At 59.6% G+C, this 17,882-nt stretch carries 16 protein-coding genes and 1 pseudogene; 6 read left to right on the forward strand and 11 right to left on the reverse strand.

Annotated features, from left to right (window positions below; translation table 11 throughout):
• The gene (locus BKP54_RS02185; RefSeq protein WP_057206879.1) at positions 1-1,950 is read right to left on the reverse strand and encodes a PrkA family serine protein kinase; all 1,950 of its coding nucleotides are present in this window, start codon (positions 1,948-1,950) and stop codon (positions 1-3) included.
• 370 nt (positions 1,951-2,320) lie between these two features.
• On the opposite strand from BKP54_RS02185, the pseudogene BKP54_RS02190 reads away from it, so the two are divergent.
• Both BKP54_RS02190 and BKP54_RS02195 read left to right on the forward strand, forming a co-directional pair.
• Positions 2,321-2,482: pseudogene (locus BKP54_RS02190) on the forward strand (transposase domain-containing protein); the annotation flags it as partial.
• A gap of 104 nt (positions 2,483-2,586) precedes the next feature.
• Entirely contained in the window at positions 2,587-3,468 is an 882-nt protein-coding gene (locus BKP54_RS02195; protein ID WP_084814148.1) for an AraC family transcriptional regulator, read from the forward strand.
• 441 nt (positions 3,469-3,909) lie between these two features.
• Here the strand turns inward: BKP54_RS02195 and BKP54_RS02200 are convergent, their stop codons facing one another.
• The 3 genes from BKP54_RS02200 to BKP54_RS02210 all read right to left on the reverse strand — a co-directional run bounded on the left by BKP54_RS02200 (position 3,910) and on the right by BKP54_RS02210 (position 6,382).
• Positions 3,910-4,461, reverse strand: a complete 552-nt coding sequence (locus BKP54_RS02200) for an isochorismatase family protein (RefSeq protein WP_084814149.1) — start codon at positions 4,459-4,461, stop codon at positions 3,910-3,912.
• 142 nt (positions 4,462-4,603) lie between these two features.
• Positions 4,604-5,530, reverse strand: a complete 927-nt coding sequence (locus tag BKP54_RS02205; RefSeq protein ID WP_128090354.1) for a LysR family transcriptional regulator — start codon at positions 5,528-5,530, stop codon at positions 4,604-4,606.
• Positions 5,531-5,566: 36 nt separating this feature from the next.
• On the reverse strand, positions 5,567-6,382 hold the full coding sequence (locus BKP54_RS02210) for a glucose 1-dehydrogenase (RefSeq protein ID WP_084814151.1): 816 nt from the start codon (positions 6,380-6,382) through the stop codon (positions 5,567-5,569).
• 177 nt (positions 6,383-6,559) lie between these two features.
• Here BKP54_RS02210 and BKP54_RS02215 point away from each other — a divergent pair, with 177 nt between their 5' ends.
• Both BKP54_RS02215 and BKP54_RS02220 read left to right on the forward strand, forming a co-directional pair.
• Positions 6,560-7,732, forward strand: coding sequence for a serine hydrolase domain-containing protein (locus tag BKP54_RS02215; RefSeq protein ID WP_084814152.1), 1,173 nt, complete (start codon positions 6,560-6,562; stop codon positions 7,730-7,732).
• Between the two features lies 1 nt (position 7,733).
• A complete protein-coding gene (locus tag BKP54_RS02220; protein ID WP_084814153.1) occupies positions 7,734-8,561 on the forward strand; it encodes an arylamine N-acetyltransferase in 828 nt (275 codons plus the stop codon).
• Position 8,562: 1 nt separating this feature from the next.
• Here BKP54_RS02220 and BKP54_RS02225 read toward each other — a convergent pair whose 3' ends face one another.
• Positions 8,563-9,558 (reverse strand): prolyl oligopeptidase family serine peptidase, encoded by a 996-nt coding sequence (locus BKP54_RS02225; protein WP_084814154.1) that lies wholly within the window; start codon positions 9,556-9,558, stop codon positions 8,563-8,565.
• Positions 9,559-9,687: 129 nt separating this feature from the next.
• On the opposite strand from BKP54_RS02225, the gene BKP54_RS02230 reads away from it, so the two are divergent.
• Positions 9,688-10,731, forward strand: a complete 1,044-nt coding sequence (locus BKP54_RS02230; protein ID WP_084814155.1) for an AraC family transcriptional regulator — start codon at positions 9,688-9,690, stop codon at positions 10,729-10,731.
• Between the two features lie 183 nt (positions 10,732-10,914).
• On the opposite strand, the gene BKP54_RS02235 is transcribed toward BKP54_RS02230, so the two are convergent.
• Positions 10,915-11,409, reverse strand: coding sequence for a hypothetical protein (locus BKP54_RS02235; RefSeq protein WP_128090356.1), 495 nt, complete (start codon positions 11,407-11,409; stop codon positions 10,915-10,917).
• A gap of 316 nt (positions 11,410-11,725) precedes the next feature.
• On the opposite strand from BKP54_RS02235, the gene BKP54_RS02240 reads away from it, so the two are divergent.
• Positions 11,726-12,247, forward strand: a complete 522-nt coding sequence (locus tag BKP54_RS02240) for a tetratricopeptide repeat protein (RefSeq protein WP_084814157.1) — start codon at positions 11,726-11,728, stop codon at positions 12,245-12,247.
• 192 nt (positions 12,248-12,439) lie between these two features.
• On the opposite strand, the gene BKP54_RS02245 is transcribed toward BKP54_RS02240, so the two are convergent.
• From BKP54_RS02245 to BKP54_RS02265, 5 genes are all read right to left on the reverse strand, one after another.
• Positions 12,440-13,018 (reverse strand): hypothetical protein, encoded by a 579-nt coding sequence (locus tag BKP54_RS02245; RefSeq protein ID WP_084814158.1) that lies wholly within the window; start codon positions 13,016-13,018, stop codon positions 12,440-12,442.
• Between the two features lie 179 nt (positions 13,019-13,197).
• Positions 13,198-14,502, reverse strand: a complete 1,305-nt coding sequence (locus tag BKP54_RS02250; protein WP_084814159.1) for an AAA family ATPase — start codon at positions 14,500-14,502, stop codon at positions 13,198-13,200.
• A 16-nt stretch (positions 14,503-14,518) separates the two neighbouring features.
• Complete coding sequence (locus BKP54_RS02255) at positions 14,519-15,463, reverse strand: type II secretion system F family protein (RefSeq protein ID WP_084814160.1); 945 nt, start codon at positions 15,461-15,463, stop codon at positions 14,519-14,521.
• Positions 15,464-15,470: 7 nt separating this feature from the next.
• A complete protein-coding gene (locus BKP54_RS02260) occupies positions 15,471-16,424 on the reverse strand; it encodes a type II secretion system F family protein (protein WP_084814161.1) in 954 nt (317 codons plus the stop codon).
• Positions 16,421-17,878, reverse strand: coding sequence for a CpaF family protein (locus BKP54_RS02265; protein ID WP_084814162.1), 1,458 nt, complete (start codon positions 17,876-17,878; stop codon positions 16,421-16,423). Before BKP54_RS02265 ends, BKP54_RS02260 begins: the two co-directional genes overlap by 4 nt.
• Between the last annotated feature and the right edge of the window lie 4 nt (positions 17,879-17,882).

The raw sequence follows: 17,882 nt of genomic DNA on the forward strand, positions 1-17,882 counted from the left end.
TCAACCGGCCTTGTTGACGCGCATATACCAGTCGACGAGCCGCCGCACCTGACGCTCGGTGTAGCCGCGTTCGGTCATGCGTTCCACGAATTCAGCGTGCTGCTTCTCGGTCACGCTGTCCTTCTTCGAGCCGAAGCTGATGACCGGCAAAAGGTCCTCGACCTGGCCGAACATGCGCTTCTCGATCACTTCCCGGAGCTTTTCGTAGCTTGTCCAAGCGGGGTTGCGCCCGTTGTTTCTGGCGCGGGCGCGCAGGGTAAACTTTACGACTTCGTTGCGGAAATCCTTGGGGTTTGCGATCCCTGCAGGCTTTTCGATCTGCGACAGCTCGCCGTCGAGAACGTTGCGATTTAGGATCTGACCCGTATCAGGATCCTTGAAGTCCTGATCTTCGAGCCAGGCATCCGCGTAAGAGATATAGCGGTCGAACAGGTTCTGACCATATTCGCTATAGGATTCGAGATAAGCCTTCTGGATTTCGTGACCGATGAACTCGGCATAACGAGCGGCGAGCTCCGAGCGGATGAAATCGAGATAGTTCGCTTCGGTCTCCTTGGGAAACTGCTCCCGCCGGATGGCCTGTTCCAGGATATACATCAGATGAACCGGATCGGCCGCGACTTCCTTGGTGTCGTAGTTGAAGGTCTCCGACAGCACCTTGAAGGCAAAGCGGGTACTGACGCCGGTCATGCCCTCATCGACGCCCGCGGCATCGCGATATTCCTGCAGGGACTTCGCCTTGGGATCGGTATCCTTCAGGTTTTCGCCGTCATAGACCCGCATCTTCGTGTAGGACGGCGAGTTCTCGTGTAGAGCGAGGCGCGTCGCCACCGTGAAGCGGCTAAGGTTCTCCAGCACCTCGGGCGCACATGGGCTCTCGGACAACTCGCTCTCGCGAAGCAGCTTTTCATAGATCAGCCGTTCCTCCGTGACGCGCAGGCAATAGGGAACCTTGACGACCAGAATCCGGTCGAGAAAGGCCTCGTTGTTCTTGTTGTGCTTGAATTGCAGCCATTCGGACTCGTTGGAATGGGCAAGCACGACACCCTGGTAGGGGAAGGCGCCGAAGTTCTCCGTGCCGTTGTAGCTTCCTTCCTGCGTGGCTGTCAGCAGCGGATGCAGAACCTTGATCGGCGCCTTGAACATTTCGACGAATTCGAGCAGCCCTTGCGTAGTCCTGTTGAGCCCGCCGCTATAGGAATAGGCGTCGGGATCGGCCTGGCTGAAATTCTCGAGCTGGCGGATATCGACCTTGCCGACGAGCGCGGAAATATCCTGGTTGTTCTCGTCGCCCGGTTCCGTCTTGGCAATGGCGATCTGGCGCAGCCGCGAGGGCGTGAGTTTGACGACGCTGAACTTCGAAATGTCGCCGCCGATTTCGTCCAACCGCTTGGTTGCCCAAGGCGATACCAAGTCGGTGAGCCGCCTCTTCGCAATGCCGTATTTGTCTTCGAGCAGATCCCCCATGCGATCGCGGTCGAACAGGCCAAGGGGTGATTCAAAGACCGGACTTATCTTACCGTCGATGGCCAGCGTGTAGATCGGCTGCTGCTCCATCAGCTTCTTGAGACGTTCGGCAAGCGACGACTTGCCGCCACCCACCGGCCCCAAGAGGTAAAGGATCTGCTTGCGTTCCTCGAGCCCCTGCGCGGCATATCGGAAATATCCGACGATCCGCTCGATCGTATCCTCCATTCCATAGAAGTCCGCAAAGGAGGGGTAGATCTTGATGGTGCGGTTAGCGAAAATCCGGCCGAGGCGCTCATCCGCGCTCGTGTCTATCAACTGCGGCTCGCCGATGGCAGCCACCATGCGCTCCGGCGCCGTGGCGTACATGCTCCTGTCGTCGCGACAGGCGAGGAGATATTCCTGCAGACTTAACTTCTCTTGCACTCCGCTTGCGTAAGTCTGCGAAAAGAGGTCGAAAACATCGCCGTCATTGGCTCTCATGGAAGCCTCCTGCGGTCGCCCGAAGTCCTACGCTTCTGCTACGACCACTTCATTTTCAACGAAATTAGGCCCGGGTTTGTTCCCGAAATTGGCTGCCTTCACTACTTATCCATCTCACAGGCGCTGACGCCGAGCGAATCAAGGCGCTGCTTGCTAACAATAACATCGGCCAGCCATCTTCGCACCCTATCTGAACAGCGAGTCCACTGTCCAAAAGCATGAAACAACCGAGCGGCCCATCAGGTTGATCGGAGTACGGGAAAAAGGGGCGCACTGATGATCAAAAAACATTGGGGTCGCGCCGCCGAGCGGGCATTGCGCGGCTTGGCCGAAAGTCGCGGCTCTTTGCCGTCCCGATCGCAGGCCCTTCATGGCAACCTTGATCATGACTGCCAAGTTCAACGACATCGATCCGCAAGCTTGGCTGGCCGATGTGCTTGCTCACATCGCTGACATGTCAATCAGCAGGTTGGAGCATCTACCTCTGGGACGCCGACGGGGCTGGCCGCTCAGGCGGATGGCTACCTCATAGGCCAACGTTGTTACCGAGCAGCCGAGCCTGATAATCCGCAAGATCGGTCGAGCGCACAGCACTTGTGTGGGGCTATTTGGTCGTGCCACGGTAAGGACAGGATGATGACGACTACGCTTCGAAACTACCATGCACGGATGCAACGGGTCCTAGATCACATCGATCAGCATTTTGACTGCAATCTGGACCTGGATGAGTTGAGCCGCGTGGCCGCCTTCTCCAAGTATCATTTCCATCGGCAGTTCGCGGCGGCCTTTGGGCTGTCCGTGCATCGCTATATCCAACTCGTCCGCATGAAGCGAGCATCCTACAGGCTGGCCTACAGGGACGCAGACAGCGTGACCGAGATAGCGATGGATGCCGGCTACGAAGCTCCTGACGCCTTTGCTCGCGCATTTCGGCAACGGTTCACCCAGTCGCCTTCGCAGTTCAGGAAATCTCCCGATTGGGAACCATGGCTTGCCGCCCTCGGGCCTCTCAACCAAGCAAGGAGCAAGCTCATGCAAAGGACATTTGCAGCCAATGACGTCGAAATCCGCGAGGTGTCTCCGACCTCTGTCGCGATCATGAAACATCAAGGTGATCCGGTAAGGATCGGCGACACGATCAAACGCTTTATAGCATGGCGCAAAGCCACTGGCCTGAATCCGAAGACCAGTCTGACTTTCAACATCTTCCATTCCGATCCGCGCGTGACGTCGGCGGACGAGTATCGGCTGGACCTTTGTGTCAGCACTGATCAGCCGATCAAGACGAACGGAGAGCAGATTGAAGCGGGCATAATCCCCGGCGGCCGTTGCGCCGTGTTGAAAGTCGTCGGCAATACTGATGATCTGGAGCCTGCCGCGCTTTACCTCTACCGCGATTGGCTGCCGGCCAGTGGCGAGGAAGCGAGGGATTTCCCGCTGTATTGCCAGCGCCTCACCTTCTTTCCGGAAGCACCTGAACATGCGGCGATGGCAGAGCTCTTCCTGCCGCTTAAATAGCGACCCTTAATGGCGACTTGTCCGTTCCCGTCCAGAGCGGCGGACAAGCTGCTTCCCACCCAAATCCGCCGATCCGGCTCAACAGCGCGTTCGCTGAACGTGGGCATTCCATCAGGCGAGATCATAGCGGCCTTCACCGGATGGCTACTGTTTGAGCTTTGCGGGTCGGGTGCAGTCATGTCTCCGGCCTGTTTATGCGGCACGTTGTTACCGCCCGCCCTGATGTTGTCCGATTGATCCGATCCCTATCTCGTTGACGCGCTGTTGGTGCGATAACGCCGCGGGCGCTTCGGTTCGCGCGCCCATTCCGCTACTGCATGTTTCCTTCAATCGTATTCGATTTAAGGATGAAAACATGCAGCAATTCAAAGTGCTACAGCGACGTTTGCGCGTCTAATAAGACGCGCGGCGCTGTAGACTGTCACTGACCCGCATACCGCGTCACACGACTTGTACGCGCCCGCCGAACCCGGAACGAAACAGAGCTTCGTGCGCATCCTGATCCGGGTCATAGCAGCAGTCCTGGACTAGGTGCACAGCGTAGTCCGCATCACTGGCCCAGGCGACGCTTGAAAGAACAACGCCGGTGGTGCTTATCCCAGCCATTACCAGCGTGCTTACGCCGCGCGTCCGAAGGTCGGCGTCAAGCGATGTGCCATAGAAGACGCTGGCTCGCGGACATGCATAGAAAAGGTCACCCCGTTCGACCGCAAGACCTTCGACGGGCAGACCAGTACGAAATCGTCCGGTCGGTAGATACGGTGAGATTTGGCGGTTTTCCGCCGGCGGTGCATGTTCATACCCTTCGCCTAGCGAAAAGTTGGGAAATAGCAACGGTCGACCAGTGGCGCGCCAGCGCCGGATCAGTGCGTTACACTGCCCCAACAACGGCGATGGTTGCTCCCCGAAAAGGATTGCGAACACGTCGACTTGATAGTGCATAATGACGAGGGCCGCTCTATCAATGTAGCTGCCCTGGAAATCGACCGCCATCACAACCCTCCAAAATCAAATTTGAATTCGACCCGGTATTCAGCGCCAAATGTAGCTTGAGCCGATGAACCTCTCGCTAACGAGAGGCTAGGCCATGTGTTCATTTGCTCCACTGTCGCTGTCGCCCCGACGCTGTCCATAGCTATGGCCTTGCAGGACTGAGCCGTGATCGAAGGCCGACGAACTCGGAGACAGCAAAGTCAATGAGTTTTCGGATACGAGGTATGCGGCGCATGTCGCTATGAACGCCGATCACGAGTGGCAATGTCGGTGGAGAGTTCCCTGTATCCACGGCAAGCAATCCCAGTCGATCGGCGGCCAGAAAGAACGGAAGCGTGGCAACCGCTACACCCGCCTCCACCGCACTCAGTTGTGAGCGTATCGAATTTGTCCGCAGGATCACCCTTGCGTCCGGAAGGATCTCCTTCAGCCACGTGGAGAGCGATACGCGTACGGGCGCCTCGGCGAGTTCGACGATGGAATGCGCCGTGCTATCCCCGGCTGCCGGCTTTCCGAAACGCTCGATGTAGTCGCGCGATGCGAACAACCCATAGCGAATCTCCGCCACCTTCCATTCAACGATGTCCTTCTGGTCGAAGCCGCCAAACCGGAAGGCGATATCAGCGTCTCGCCGGGACAGGTTGAAGCGCCTGCTATCGTTGATGAGATTGATGGTGATGCCCGGATGGTCGGCGGCGAACTTCGCCAGAATGGGCGCGATGACATAGTCGCCCAGCCAGTCGAGGGTAGTCACGGTAACTGTTCCCTGCAGCCCTTCCTCCTGCGCCGCAAAGCGGCGCTCTACTGCCAGGGCACTCGCCTCCATCTGATCGAGAATCGACAGGATGGACTGGCATGCGACAGTCGGCATCAGCCCGTTCGAATGCCTTTCGAAGAGCTTATGGCCGCATTTTGTCTCGAAGGCGTCAAGGCGACGACTGAGCGTCGGCTGCGTGGTGCCAAGACTGCGGGCGGCCGCACTTAGGGAGCCGTGGCGGGCGAGCACCTGAACAAGACGCAGTTCTTCCCAGTCCATACGGCTATCTCCATCCCAAATTTGCGCCTGCACGCTACGACGGACCCGAAGCCGGCGCCGCAAAATCCGTCAATCCACCGCCAGCCGAGGTGGCTGATCCCGGCGATAATTCATAGACAGCTTGGTGCCTGCCGTCATTCCCCCGTCGATGGGAAGCACCGCGCCGGTGATGTAACTTGCCTGCTCGGAACAAAGCCAGAGCACGGCCGCCGCAACCTCCTCGACCGTGCCAAGACGGCGCATCGGCGTCGAAAGGGCGGCTTGCTGCTGTACCTGCGCGCCTGCGGCTTCGAGATGATGGGTCAGGATCGGCCCCGGGGCGACGACGTTTATGCGGATCCCCTGATCGGCGTAGTCGAGCGCCGCAGCCTTCGTAAGGCCGATAATGCCGGCCTTTCCCGCGACATAGGCCGAAAGACCTGATGTCCCGTTCACCCCGGCAACGGAGGCCATGTTGGCGATCGCGCCACCGCCGTTGTGTAACATGGCTGCGATCTGGTGGCGCATACCAATGAAGGTGCCACGAATATTGGTTCGCATGCTGCGATCGAATGCCTCGATATCGAGATCGGCAAGGGGCGCCGGCATACCGCCGTCGGTCGCATTGTTAAAGGCAGCGTCCAGTCGTCCATACCGCTCAAGGGCGCTGTCCAGGGCGCGTTTCATCGCGCGCTCGTCACCAACATCCGCCTGGATCGCCAACGCCTCCCCGCCCCGCTCGCGGATCGAACCTGCGACTTCATCGATCGCCTGTTTCGAGCGGGCAAGCAGCACGACGGCCGCGCCTTCCTTCGCAAATGCCCTGGCGGTGGCCGCGCCTATGCCCTTACTTGCGCCGGCGACCAGCGCGACCTTTCCGGAATATCTCTGTTCAAGTGCATTCATCGACCGACCTCCACGCTGAAACTGCGGTGGTTGTGTAGCCTACGCTTGCGACCGCGTCCTCCTGTAGCGGCGTATGCCTCCCATACGCAGGCAGGCAATCGACTCGTCCACGCCGAGCCGTTTCCATCGATGCGAGGCCCTGTCGGCAAAGACCGGGGCGCTGACGGGAGAAAATCAATGGGCGGACTGACGTCAACCGAACTGAAACGAACGCCGCTGCCGCAATTGCGGGCCGCGATTGATAAGGCGATCGACGACGCTTTGACGCAAGAGCGGATCGTCGGCACCGTCGTCCTGGTTTCCATCGACGGCAGCCTCACCTACCAGCGCGCTGCCGGCTTTGCCGATCGAGAGGCAGGGCGCCGGATGCAACTCGAGAGCATCTTCCTGCTCTCATCCGTCACAAAGCCGATCGTAACGGCGGCCGCCCTGGCATTGATCGACAAAGGCGTGATGCATCTCGACGATGCGGTATCGACATGGTTGCCCGACTTCTCGCCGCGCCTGTCGGACGGAAGTCTGCCGCGCGTTACCCTGCGCCATCTGCTGACGCACAGCGCCGGGCTCAGCTACGCCTTCATGGAACGAGGTGACGGCCCCTATCGGAGGCTCGCCATCAGCACCGGGCTCGACAACACCAATGACGATCTTTCCGACCTCATTCGGAAATTGAACGCCGTCCCGCTCGCCTATCCGCCCGGAGAGGGCTGGGGCTACTCGATGAGCCTCGACGTTCTCGGTGCCGTCATCGAGCGTGCGACGGAACGTACGCTTTCAGACGCGGTGGCGACGCTGGTGACCGGTCCGCTGCAGATGGAGGATACGGCATTCTCGGTTGTCGATCGCAGCCGGCTTGTTACACACTACGGCGACGGGACACCGCGACCACGGCGATTGGCGGATGACGATGCCATTCCGTTCTTCGGCAATCCGGTCAGGTTCTCCCCCGTGCGGATTTTCAACACCCAAGCTTTTCCTTCAAGCGGCGCCGGCATGGCCGGCACGGCCGGCGATATCCTGCGCCTTCTCGAATGTCTCAGAACGGGTGGTACGCCCATCTTGAAAGGCGAGACCGCCCGTTCAATGTTTGAAATGCAGGCGAAGACTGCAGGCGCAGCCGCGGGACCGGGCTGGGAATTCGGCTTTGGAGGCGCGATCCTTGCCTCTCCTGAAGACGCCGGAAGTCCCCAAAGTCCGGGCACGCTGCAATGGGACGGAGCCTATGGGCACAAATGGTTCATCGATCCGGATCGACGCCTTTCCATCGTTGCGCTCACCAACACCGCGTTCGAAGGCATGATCGGCCGGTTTACGATCGACCTACGCGACGCACTATACCGGAGCCTTTGACATGCCGAGATCTGCTGTTCCCGTCGACCTCGACCAATACTTCGCGCGCATTGGCTACGGCGGGCCGCGCTCACCGGATCTTGCGAACCTTCGGGCGATTATTGCGCACCATGTCGCGACGATTCCGTTCGAAGCCATAGACGTCCTTCTGGGACACGGGATCGATCTGTCGCCCGCAGCCGTCGATGTCAAACTGATCGCGCGCCGGCGCGGCGGATACTGCTTCGAGCACAACGGACTGTTTCAAAGGGTCCTGTTATCGCTCGGCTACGTGGCAGAGCCGCTGATTGCCCGCGTCCTTTGGATGCGGGAAAGAACCGCTCCGCCGCCGGCCTGGTCACATATGGCGCTCCGCGTCGTTATTGACGGAGTAGCCTATCTTGTCGACGTCGGCTTCGGCAGCTGCGTTCCAACACTTCCCTTGCGCTTTGACGTCGCAGCGCCACAACCGACGACGCATGAGATGTTTCGTTTGACCGCTACACCGGAAGGCTTTTTGCTCAAGGTACTGCTCGCCGCAAAGTGGTCACCGGTCTACGAGGTTTCGACGAGAATCTGCGCCGACGAAGAATACGATATCGCAAACGCCGGCGCCTCGACCCATCCACACTCCCATTTCCGCCAGCAACTGCTTGTGGCCTTGACGACGCTGGAAGCACGAAACGTGCTGCTCGGGAATAGGCTGACGGTCCGCCATCGCAATGGACAGGTCGATCGTCGTTGGCTGGATCCAGTGGCAACCGAGGAGGCGCTGATTGATCTGTTCGGGCTGCCGTTTCAAAACGAATGGCGGCGAATCTTGCCTCGGGCAACGAGCACACCAGCCTGAGCTAAAGATTTCGGCGGAAGAAGGCGACGATGGCTGCATTTAGGCGCGCATGAAATGCTGCCCGATCGAACCCGGGTGTATCGGTGCAGATTTCGTGCAACGCCGCCAGCTGGCTCTTTGTGCAAGGCGCGAGGAATGAGTAATGTCCGGCGCCAGGCTCGATATGAGATACTGGCATGACCGGCAACCCGCCCTTCACGATTGCGAAGTCCGGCTCCGCTGGCACGATGTGATCCAGCTCCGCCGCCCAGAGTGCCACCGGCTTTTGCACCTCGCGCAGACCGTCAGGCAGGAACAGGGCCGGCATCGCCGGGGCGGCGACGAAGGCCGCCTTCAGCCGTTCATCGCGAACGACGTCCAGCGGCGCAGCGCCGAAGCTCCGGGCGATACTGTCTGCCCCGCCGAACTCGCGGCAGACCCATCTTTGCGGAAACGCCACACATTGGTCGATCAGACCGGAAAGCTCAGGCTTGCCACCCAGGGCGACGAGCGACGTGAAGCCGCCAATGGAGAACCCGAAAATGCCGACACGATCCGGATCGATTGTAGCACGCTGCGGCCAGGTCTGCAGCATGTAGTCGATGATCAGCGATATATGCCGCGGCCGCTCGGTCAGCTGTCTGCGGGTGGCGTAGTGGCGCATGTCGGCATAGTTGTCGCCGGAATGCGAAAGGGCGACAACGACAAACCCGGCTTCGGCCAGCGCGAAGGCTGTATCGTGATGGCCGTAGGCGCTGCCACCCGTGCCGTGCGAGAGGACCACCAGGGGTAGTCGCTTGCCAACGACGGGACCGTCGGCGGTAACGGTCTGGGAATAATCGCCGAGTGCCTGCAACCGAGGCGCTTCGTTCGATGGATACCAGATCGCTGCATGGACAGGACGATCGAGAGGATCGGAAACTTCAACCTCCTGGAAGCCGACGCTCGCACAGGCGGCCGAAGATATGACAAGTGTAACCTGAAGAAGAAGCAGGAAAAACGGTCTGAACGAGATCATGGAGTTGGCCCGATTGAAATGACGCCGGGGACGTTGACATGACGGTTGCGCAATCGAGACCAAGATCATGTTCGAGGTCGTCTCCGATCACGATCTGGTCAATAGTGGCCGCAAAACAGGACCGACTCGATGCTCTTCGTTCCGTTGCCGTTCGTCGCGGCGCTGCTGCTGCTCGTTCTTTTGGTACAGATGAGCCTTCGTGAGCAGGCTGCCAGCCGGCATTTCCGGATATTGGTCCTGCTGCTTTGCGTTCTTGCGACGGTCATCGGCGTGCGCTGGGGCTATGGGATCGAACGTGTCTTGCCGGCCCAGGCCATTCTTGCCTCTGCCGTCGGCCCCATGGCCTGGGTCTGTTTCGCAACCTTCGTCGCCGAGCCGGGCAACAGATCCGCCTATCGTTTCTGGCCGCACATTCTGCCGCCGCTGCTGGTGACAGTCCTTGCCGTCGCCTCACCACAATGGCTCGATCTGACCCTCATCGCCATTTTTGCTTGTTATGCGGTCGCGCTTGGACATCTCGCATCGGGGGGCTCGGACGCGCTCGACCTTGCGCGTTTCGACGATGCCCCTCTCGTTCATCGGTCGCTGCAGATCATGGCTGCGACGCTGTTGATTGCGGTCATCGCGGACAGTTTGATCGCATTGGACCTGCGCGTGTTCGACGGTTCGTATGCCGCCACGATCGTGACCGTTGCGACGATCCCCCTCGTGCTTTTGCTCGGGGTCGGGGCTGCGATCGCATCCCGAGCTCCGACCCCGTGCGAGCCCGAAGCCGTGGAGCCGGCGCCGGCATCGGACGACGACACCCATATCGTTGCGCGCCTGGCGCAACTGATGCAGACGCAAGGACTTTACCGCGACCATGAGCTCAACCTTAGCCGCCTGGCGCGCAGGGCCGGCATTCCCGCCCGCCACCTGTCGAAGGCCGTCAACAGCGTTTGCGGCAAGAACCTCTCGCAATATGTCAACGATTTCCGGATCGCGGAGGCCTGCCGGCTTCTCGAAAAAGCCGATATCGCCGTCACCACGATCGTCTACGACGTAGGCTTCCTGACGAAATCCAATTTCAATCGTGAATTCCGGCGCGTGACCGGCATGAACCCGACGGAGTGGCGTTCGCGCCGGATGGGTGGTCCTGTTCAAGTAGACAGCGCTAACCGGGCCTTCCCCTAGTCGTGCGCCTTGATCAACCCGCCACCCCGCAAACGAGCTCGTCCGGCTGGGGCATGTAACATCAGATTTGCGATGGCCGAGCTTGCGCTTATGCCAGGCAGACCCGCCTGCATCCAAGCTGAAAAAGGACCGTCAGCCTTGCCAGGGATCGACCACAACGACGCTCTCCGAACTCGACGGGAGTTAAACACGAATGCGCTTGATGATCGCCGCATGGGCGTTGAGGCACGCCAGAAATACAAGCACAAGCAGGACGAGCCCTATCGGCGATCTCAGCACGACCGACCAGCTACTGGCCGGAAGCTGAGAGAATAAAGTGCTGGCAAGCCCTGCGCCGCTTCCTGAGATCTGGGTCACCGCAAGCCCTGAGGCGATGAGCGCGACATGCGCGTGAACGAAGCGCAGTCGCAGATATCGTTCCGGGCGCACAGCAAGATAGGCACCGACCGCAGCGCCGATGATGAGCATCGCGACCGCGCCCCAGAATGCCGGATCCGGAGCGGAGACGAGGGCGAGTACGAGTCTGCGCGTCGAGGGCACCATCGTCATATACATGCCCCAGGCGAGTGCGCTGGACGGGGCGTTTGCGACCAGCGCCACGCTGACAAGGGAGAGGGCTGCAGCGCCGTAGACCGCGCAAGGCCCAAGCCGAATGACCGTCATTACCGAGGTTCGCATGTTTCGATTCCTATCTCCTGCACGCGCCGAGCAAGAAAATATTAGATGACGCTTAATTGAGGCTTGCCGCCATGCCGCTACCTCTTGATGAGATTCGGTCCTTTTGTTACTCGCGCCGCCCCGCATTTGTCGTCATCAAGCAGACCGCTATCGTGCCGACAAGACCGGAGCGAACAACGGAGCTTCGAGCTCGCCGGCATGTGTCTCTTTAATGCGACTCGTAATTTCAATTCTCTCTTTATTAGCTATTTTTCAGCAAGATTTTCAATGAGCCCATCCGTGGGCGAGGCTAGGATACCCGAAATTGGGGGGACCAATGGTAATGTCTCGGAGCAAGTCAGGACGCGTTATGCTTTTGCTCGTTGGGGGGCTGATGCTGGCCGGATGCCAAACGGACGCGCTGGACGATTTGGCCGCCTTCGGCGATAGCGCCAAAACTCTCAACGATGAATCGGCGGTCGCCTTCTACAAGGACGATGAACTGGTGACCAAAGGCAAGCTCCAGTTTCAAGAGAAGAACTACGGGAAGTCTTACGCGATCTACAAGCGGGCCGTTGACGTCTTTCCGCAAGACCCTGCCGCATGGTTGGGCTTTGCCGCCTCTTCCGACATGATCGCCCGCTTCGACACATCCGACCGCGCCTACGCGCAACTCTCCAGAATGATTGGTGGTACGGCCGTCTACTACAACAATATTGGCTATTCCCACTTGCTGCGCGGCGACCTGCCCGGGGCCCGCAACTACTTCCTGAAAGCATACGAACTCGATCCGACGAACGAGACGACGGCCAGGAACCTCGAGCTGATGAAGAACAGCGTCAAATACGCGCAGCGGTAAGCCGCCGACACCACCCATGCGGGTCTGCCGGCGTATGGCGCCGGCGGTGAGCTTCCGTTCCGACTTGAACAACGCAGCAGTGCCGCTGGAGCGCGAGAAGACACACGGCGCAAGACAACAACGAACCGCCACCATAGCAACGCCGCGTAAAGCAATTTGCGGGAGAGAACCTATTTCAAGACGAGTTCGGCCCTACCGCACCTTTCTCAGCACAAGCTTGCCATCCGCCGAGACAGACCGTTCGTAGCGCGGCAAGTTCGCGATGGAACCGCCCTGAGGATCGGCCGCGGCCAAGACATCGTCAACGGCGTTTTCCGGAGCGGAGACCGAATAGGATGACGGCGCCAGGCGCTGGGCCACTTCCTTTCCAGGCGCGCTGATGATCATGCTGCCGCTGGAGGCAAACATACTCGGGCTCATGCGGTCATCGAGATCGGCGACATCCTTTTGCAGCTCCTCGACAGTCTTTCGAACGGCCGCCATGTCGTCGGCCTTGGCGCCGTTGGCGATGTTCGCGGCCTGTTTGCTAATCTGCTGCTTCAAGCCATCGATCGAGCGCTTGAGGGCGGAAAGGCTTTCTCGGCTCTCGCGGACGTCTGCAGCATTCTTGGCCGTGTAGAGCAAAATACCCGTGTTGAGCGGTAGCAGAATAAGGGCCAGTGCGATGATCGGCGTGCTCCCCGAACGGCTTGGCTCCTTGGCAGCGTGCTCGTTGCGCCGCAATGCAGCGTCGGGCTTGATGTCGACCTCGACATTCGAAATATGCGTCATCGAATTCCTCCGTCACGAAGCCGGGTCAGCCCAAGCTCTCTGTGTTTCCCGAAACCCCAAATCCCCTTGGGCCACGTTCACTTCCGGCGTTCCACGTTGCCGAACTCATGATCGGTTTGCATCAATATTTCAGACATCTCTTAATGACATCCCATCGTGTGCCCGCATCAGCCCCGGCTTTAGTCCAATGTGAACACCCCTCCCCAAGCCCGGTCCAGCATCTCCAGCGAGGCGACCTTCGGCATGTCGTTGAACTCGCAATAGGAGGAGATGAAATCCAGGAGGTATTTGGGATGGTAGCAGGACGCCGGCGTATCCCCCTCGTATTTTCGTTCGTAAAACAGGTGCAAATCACCGCTCACCAAGTCTATCGCGGCCTCGCGGGCATAGGACTCGAAGATACGTACATATTCATCCCGCGAAGGGTTATTCACATATATCTTATATTTGAGGCGCCGCAGGCCGGCTTCGTCGGAGAGCTCTCGCGGCGCTATGTTGGTCGAGAAGACGACAAGCTCATCGAACGGCACCTTGAACTTTTTACCGGTATGCAATGTCAGGAAATCGTAGCCCCGCTCGAGCGGCACGATCCAACGGTTGATGAGCGCCTGTGGCCGGTCCTGCTGGCGCCCAAAATCGTCGATGATGAAGACTCCGCCTGATGCCTTCAGATGCACCGGAGCTTCGTAGACATGGGATCCTGGGCTATAGGTCAGGTCGAGTAGATCCAGGGTGAGCTCGCCACCGGTCTTGATGACCGGCCGCCGGCATTCCACCCATCGCTGATCGGCCTTCGAATGCGACCTGACCGCCGGTTCCCTCACTGGCTGATGCGTCGCCTCGTCATAGAAGCTGATGACATAACCGCCGACCTCAATGGCATAGGGCACCCAGATCGTCTGCAAGAAAAGCTCCGAGGTCCGCTCGGCGATGCTTGTCTTGCCATTGCCCGGTGGGCCATAGAGCAGGATGGAGCGGCCCGAATTTACGGCCGGCCCAAGCTTCTCGACCAACGCCGGCGACAGCACCAGCCCTTCCAGACTCCGGACTAACCGCTCATAGGTGACGCGTTCGTGGTGAATCGACTGCAAGCCGATCTGGCGGCAGAAGGCATCAAGAGACACGGGGGCCGGGCCGACATATTCCGACTGCCGTGCTGCCGCCTGCGCGTAGTCGAGGCCCTTCATTGAAAGCGCGTAGCGGATGTCGGACTTGACGTCCTCTCCCGCGAGCCCCCTCGCTTCGAGATAGGACAGCTTCACCAAATCCTTTATGAGGAGATTTGTCAGTACTTTCGACAGCTTCATCCGTTCGGCAAGGTGCGAAGCGGTAACGGTATCCTGCTCGGTTGCACATTTGGCAGCGAGCCGCAACAGGAACGACAATTCAAGCCCGGACTCTTCAAGGCTCAACGGCGCCACCGGCATGCGCGGGTCAAGCGCGACGGCGAAGTCTTCACGATTCTGGCTGGGCGAATACTGCATGGGACCTCACTCTTACCTATCCACCAGGCTTCAAGCCGGTGAGAATGCCGAGGACGCGAAGGACGATGGGAACGAGCACGATGATAAGACTGACGGGAAACAGGAAGGCGCCGAGCGGCAACAGCATCTTGATCGGCAGGGCATTGGCCTTCTCTTCGGCGCGCACGGTGCGAAGATCACGCATTTCCTTGCTGTAGACGCGCAGCGTCAGGGTGACGCTGGTTCCAAGCTCCTCCGACTGGCGGAAGAGCACGGCAAGCGCGCGCGCTTCGTCGATCCTCAGGCGCGTTGCAAGATTGGTCAGAGCTTCGCGCAGTCGGCGGCCACCGCGTACCTCCAGCATCATGATCGACAAATGCAGACCAAAATCCTGACGTTTCTGGACGAACTCCCGAGCGACACGGTTCGCTGCCGCCTCGATGCTCATTCCCGCATCCAGGCAGACGATCAGCATGTCCATGAAATCCGGGAACAGCCGCCGGTATTCCCGCTCCTTGGCGTCGCCGCGCCGGTCAATGTGGATGTTCACCAGCACGAAGGTGACGCCGGTCGCAATCATCGCGACGAGCAGGATCGCAAGCCTGGACATCTGCGGAGCGAAACGATCCAAAGCCCAAGCCGCCGCGACCATGACCACGGCGCAGAGGAGCGCACGCACCACCTGAAACACGGTAACTGCTCTTGCTCCGAAATATCCGGCCCGGATCAGCCGGTTCTGTGTGGAATTGGCATTTTGGTCCCGCCGGGTAATTTCGAAGTAGCGGCGGATCAGGCGGTTCTCCGCCTCACCCAGATCGGCAAGCGTGCTATCCCCGAGCTGGAGATCGTCGCCACCTGCCTTTGCGGTCGTCTCCGATAATCGGACGCCGACCTCGCGTCGGCGAAACACCAGCTCCGAAGTAACGGCGGAGAACATCAGAACCGCGAAGAAAACGACGATGTAGATTCCGTACTCGCCCATGGCGACCTCAGTATTCGAAGTTGACCATCTTGTAGAGAATAACGTTGCCGACCGCCATGATAGCAACGAGCACAGCGACGATGGTCGTGCCGTGGCCACTTGCCCAGACTGGATCGAAGTAAGTCGGCGCAATCGCCTTGATCATCGCGTAGAGAAGGAACGGATAGACCGACATGAAAATCGCGGTGATCCGCCCTTCCGACGAAATCGCCTTGACCTTGGCCTTCAGCATCGTGCGATCACGCAGGGTCTTCGAGAGATTCTGAAGGATTTCGACCAGATTGCCGCCCGTGCCCGCCTGGACGCTCAAGGCGATTGCCAGCAGGTTCAAGTCTTCCGCACCGACGCGGTGACTGAGATTGACGAGGGCGTCATCCAGAGTGGTGCCATAGGTCAACTCATCCGAGAGCAGGCCAAATTCCGTTCCGACCGGATCGGGCATTTCGCGCGCCACGAGGGAAATTGCGGCCGGCAGCGGATGGCCTGCCGACAGGCTGCGATTGGCAACATCGAGCGCCTCGGGAAGTTTAAGGGTAAATCTGCGTATCCGGCTGGCCCTTGTGCGCCAGACCACGATGACGGGGACGAGAAGGCAGATCACCAAGAAGACTGGAATCCGGACCGGGGTGCTAGGAACCAGGAATTGGACGACAAACCAGACCAGCACCGCGCCGGCGATCCCGTAGAGTGCAAAACGCTGCGCGTCGAACTTGATGCCTGACTGTGCATAGAACTGCCGGACGCGCTGAACCGACGGCAAGGATCGCCAATCTTCATCAGCACCACGTTCCTTCAGCATCGCACGGTAAGTCTTGAAGTGGTCCTCGTTCGCATCAAGCACGCTCAGCCGATGATTGACGGCGCGTTGGCGCTCGGACTTCCGGAAGTAGCTGCGCACCAGTGCTTCGACGGCAATCAGGGCGGCGATAAAGACGGCGGCGTAGAGAAGCAGCAAAGTCATGATTCGATCGTCCCCGTTTGCAGAGGTTTTCCCGGATCGAAGATCGCCGCAGGGATCACGATCCCGAGCTGCGCGAACTCCTCGACGAAGCGGGGACGGAGGCCGGTTGCCCGGAATTCGCCGTGGATGCGGCCAGTATCGTCGGTCGCGGTTCGCTTGAACCGCATGATCTCCTGCATCTGCACGACCTCGCCTTCCATGCCGGTGATTTCGGAGATCGATACTACTTTGCGGCTACCGTCGCTCAGGCGTTGGACCTGAACGATGATGGTGATCGCCGAGGCGATCTGCGAGCGGATGCTGAGCTGCGACATGGGCATACCCGCCATGCCGACCATCTGCTCGAGCCGTCCGACCGCGTCGCGCGGCGTGTTGGCGTGAATGGTCGTCATCGAACCCTCGTGGCCGGTATTCATCGCCTGCAGCATGTCGAAGGCTTCTTCGCCGCGCACCTCGCCGACGATGATGCGATCGGGTCGCATGCGCAGCGCATTCTTCAGGAGCTCGCGCTGGCGCACTTCGTTGCGGCCGTCGAGCGTCGGCGGTCTGGTTTCCAGTCGCCCGACATGCGGCTGCTGCAGCTGCAACTCGGCCGCGTCTTCGATGGTGATCAGGCGCTCCGTGGCCGAAATCTGCGACGACAGGGCGTTGAGCAGGGTCGTCTTGCCCGAGCCGGTGCCCCCGGAGACGATCATCGACACCCGACCCTTGACAGCAGCGCTCAAAAGGATCCGCATCGCATTCGCCATGGCGCCATTCTCGACCAATCGCTCCAGCGTCAGCGGCTTGCGCGTGAACTTACGGATCGAGACGAGCGGTCCGTCGACCGAGACCGGCCGGATGGCGACGTTGACACGCGATCCATCCTTCAAGCGAGCATCGACCAGCGGCGTCGATTCATCGACACGTCGGCCAACAGCGGAGACGATCTTGTTGATCACGCGCAGGAGGTGATCTTCGTCCTTGAAACGCACGGCCGTGCTTTCGAGCTTGCCACGCCGTTCGACATAGACGCTGTTGTAACCGTTGATCAGGATATCGGCGATCGAGTCATCGGCAAGCAGTGGCTCGATCGGCCCGAGCCCGAGCATCTCGTCGGTGATGTCATGGATCAGGTCGTTGATTTCCTTGGCATTAAGCGGGAAATTGTTACGCCGGATGTAATCCTTGACGAGTGGCCTGATCTCCGTGGCGATTTCCTCGTTGTCCATAGCGTCGAGAATGCCGAGGTTGATGCGATCAAGCAGGTAGCGGTGCAGGTTGACCCGTTCCGCAACCATGTCGAGCCCGAGCGACTCTTCCAGCCTGGTGCTTGCCGCGGCGCTGGCAGTCTCCGGTTTAGGCACGACGGCAACTTCGGCCACCGACATCAAAGAGGACTGATCGGTTTCCGCAAGGTCCCCGTCGTCCGGCTGCCGCTGCTTGTAGAAACGTCCGATGAACCCTGTTGCCATTGCT

The organism is Ensifer sp. 1H6 (assembly GCF_001976035.1).
GTDB classification, from domain to species: Bacteria; Pseudomonadota; Alphaproteobacteria; order Rhizobiales; family Rhizobiaceae; genus Ensifer; species Ensifer canadensis.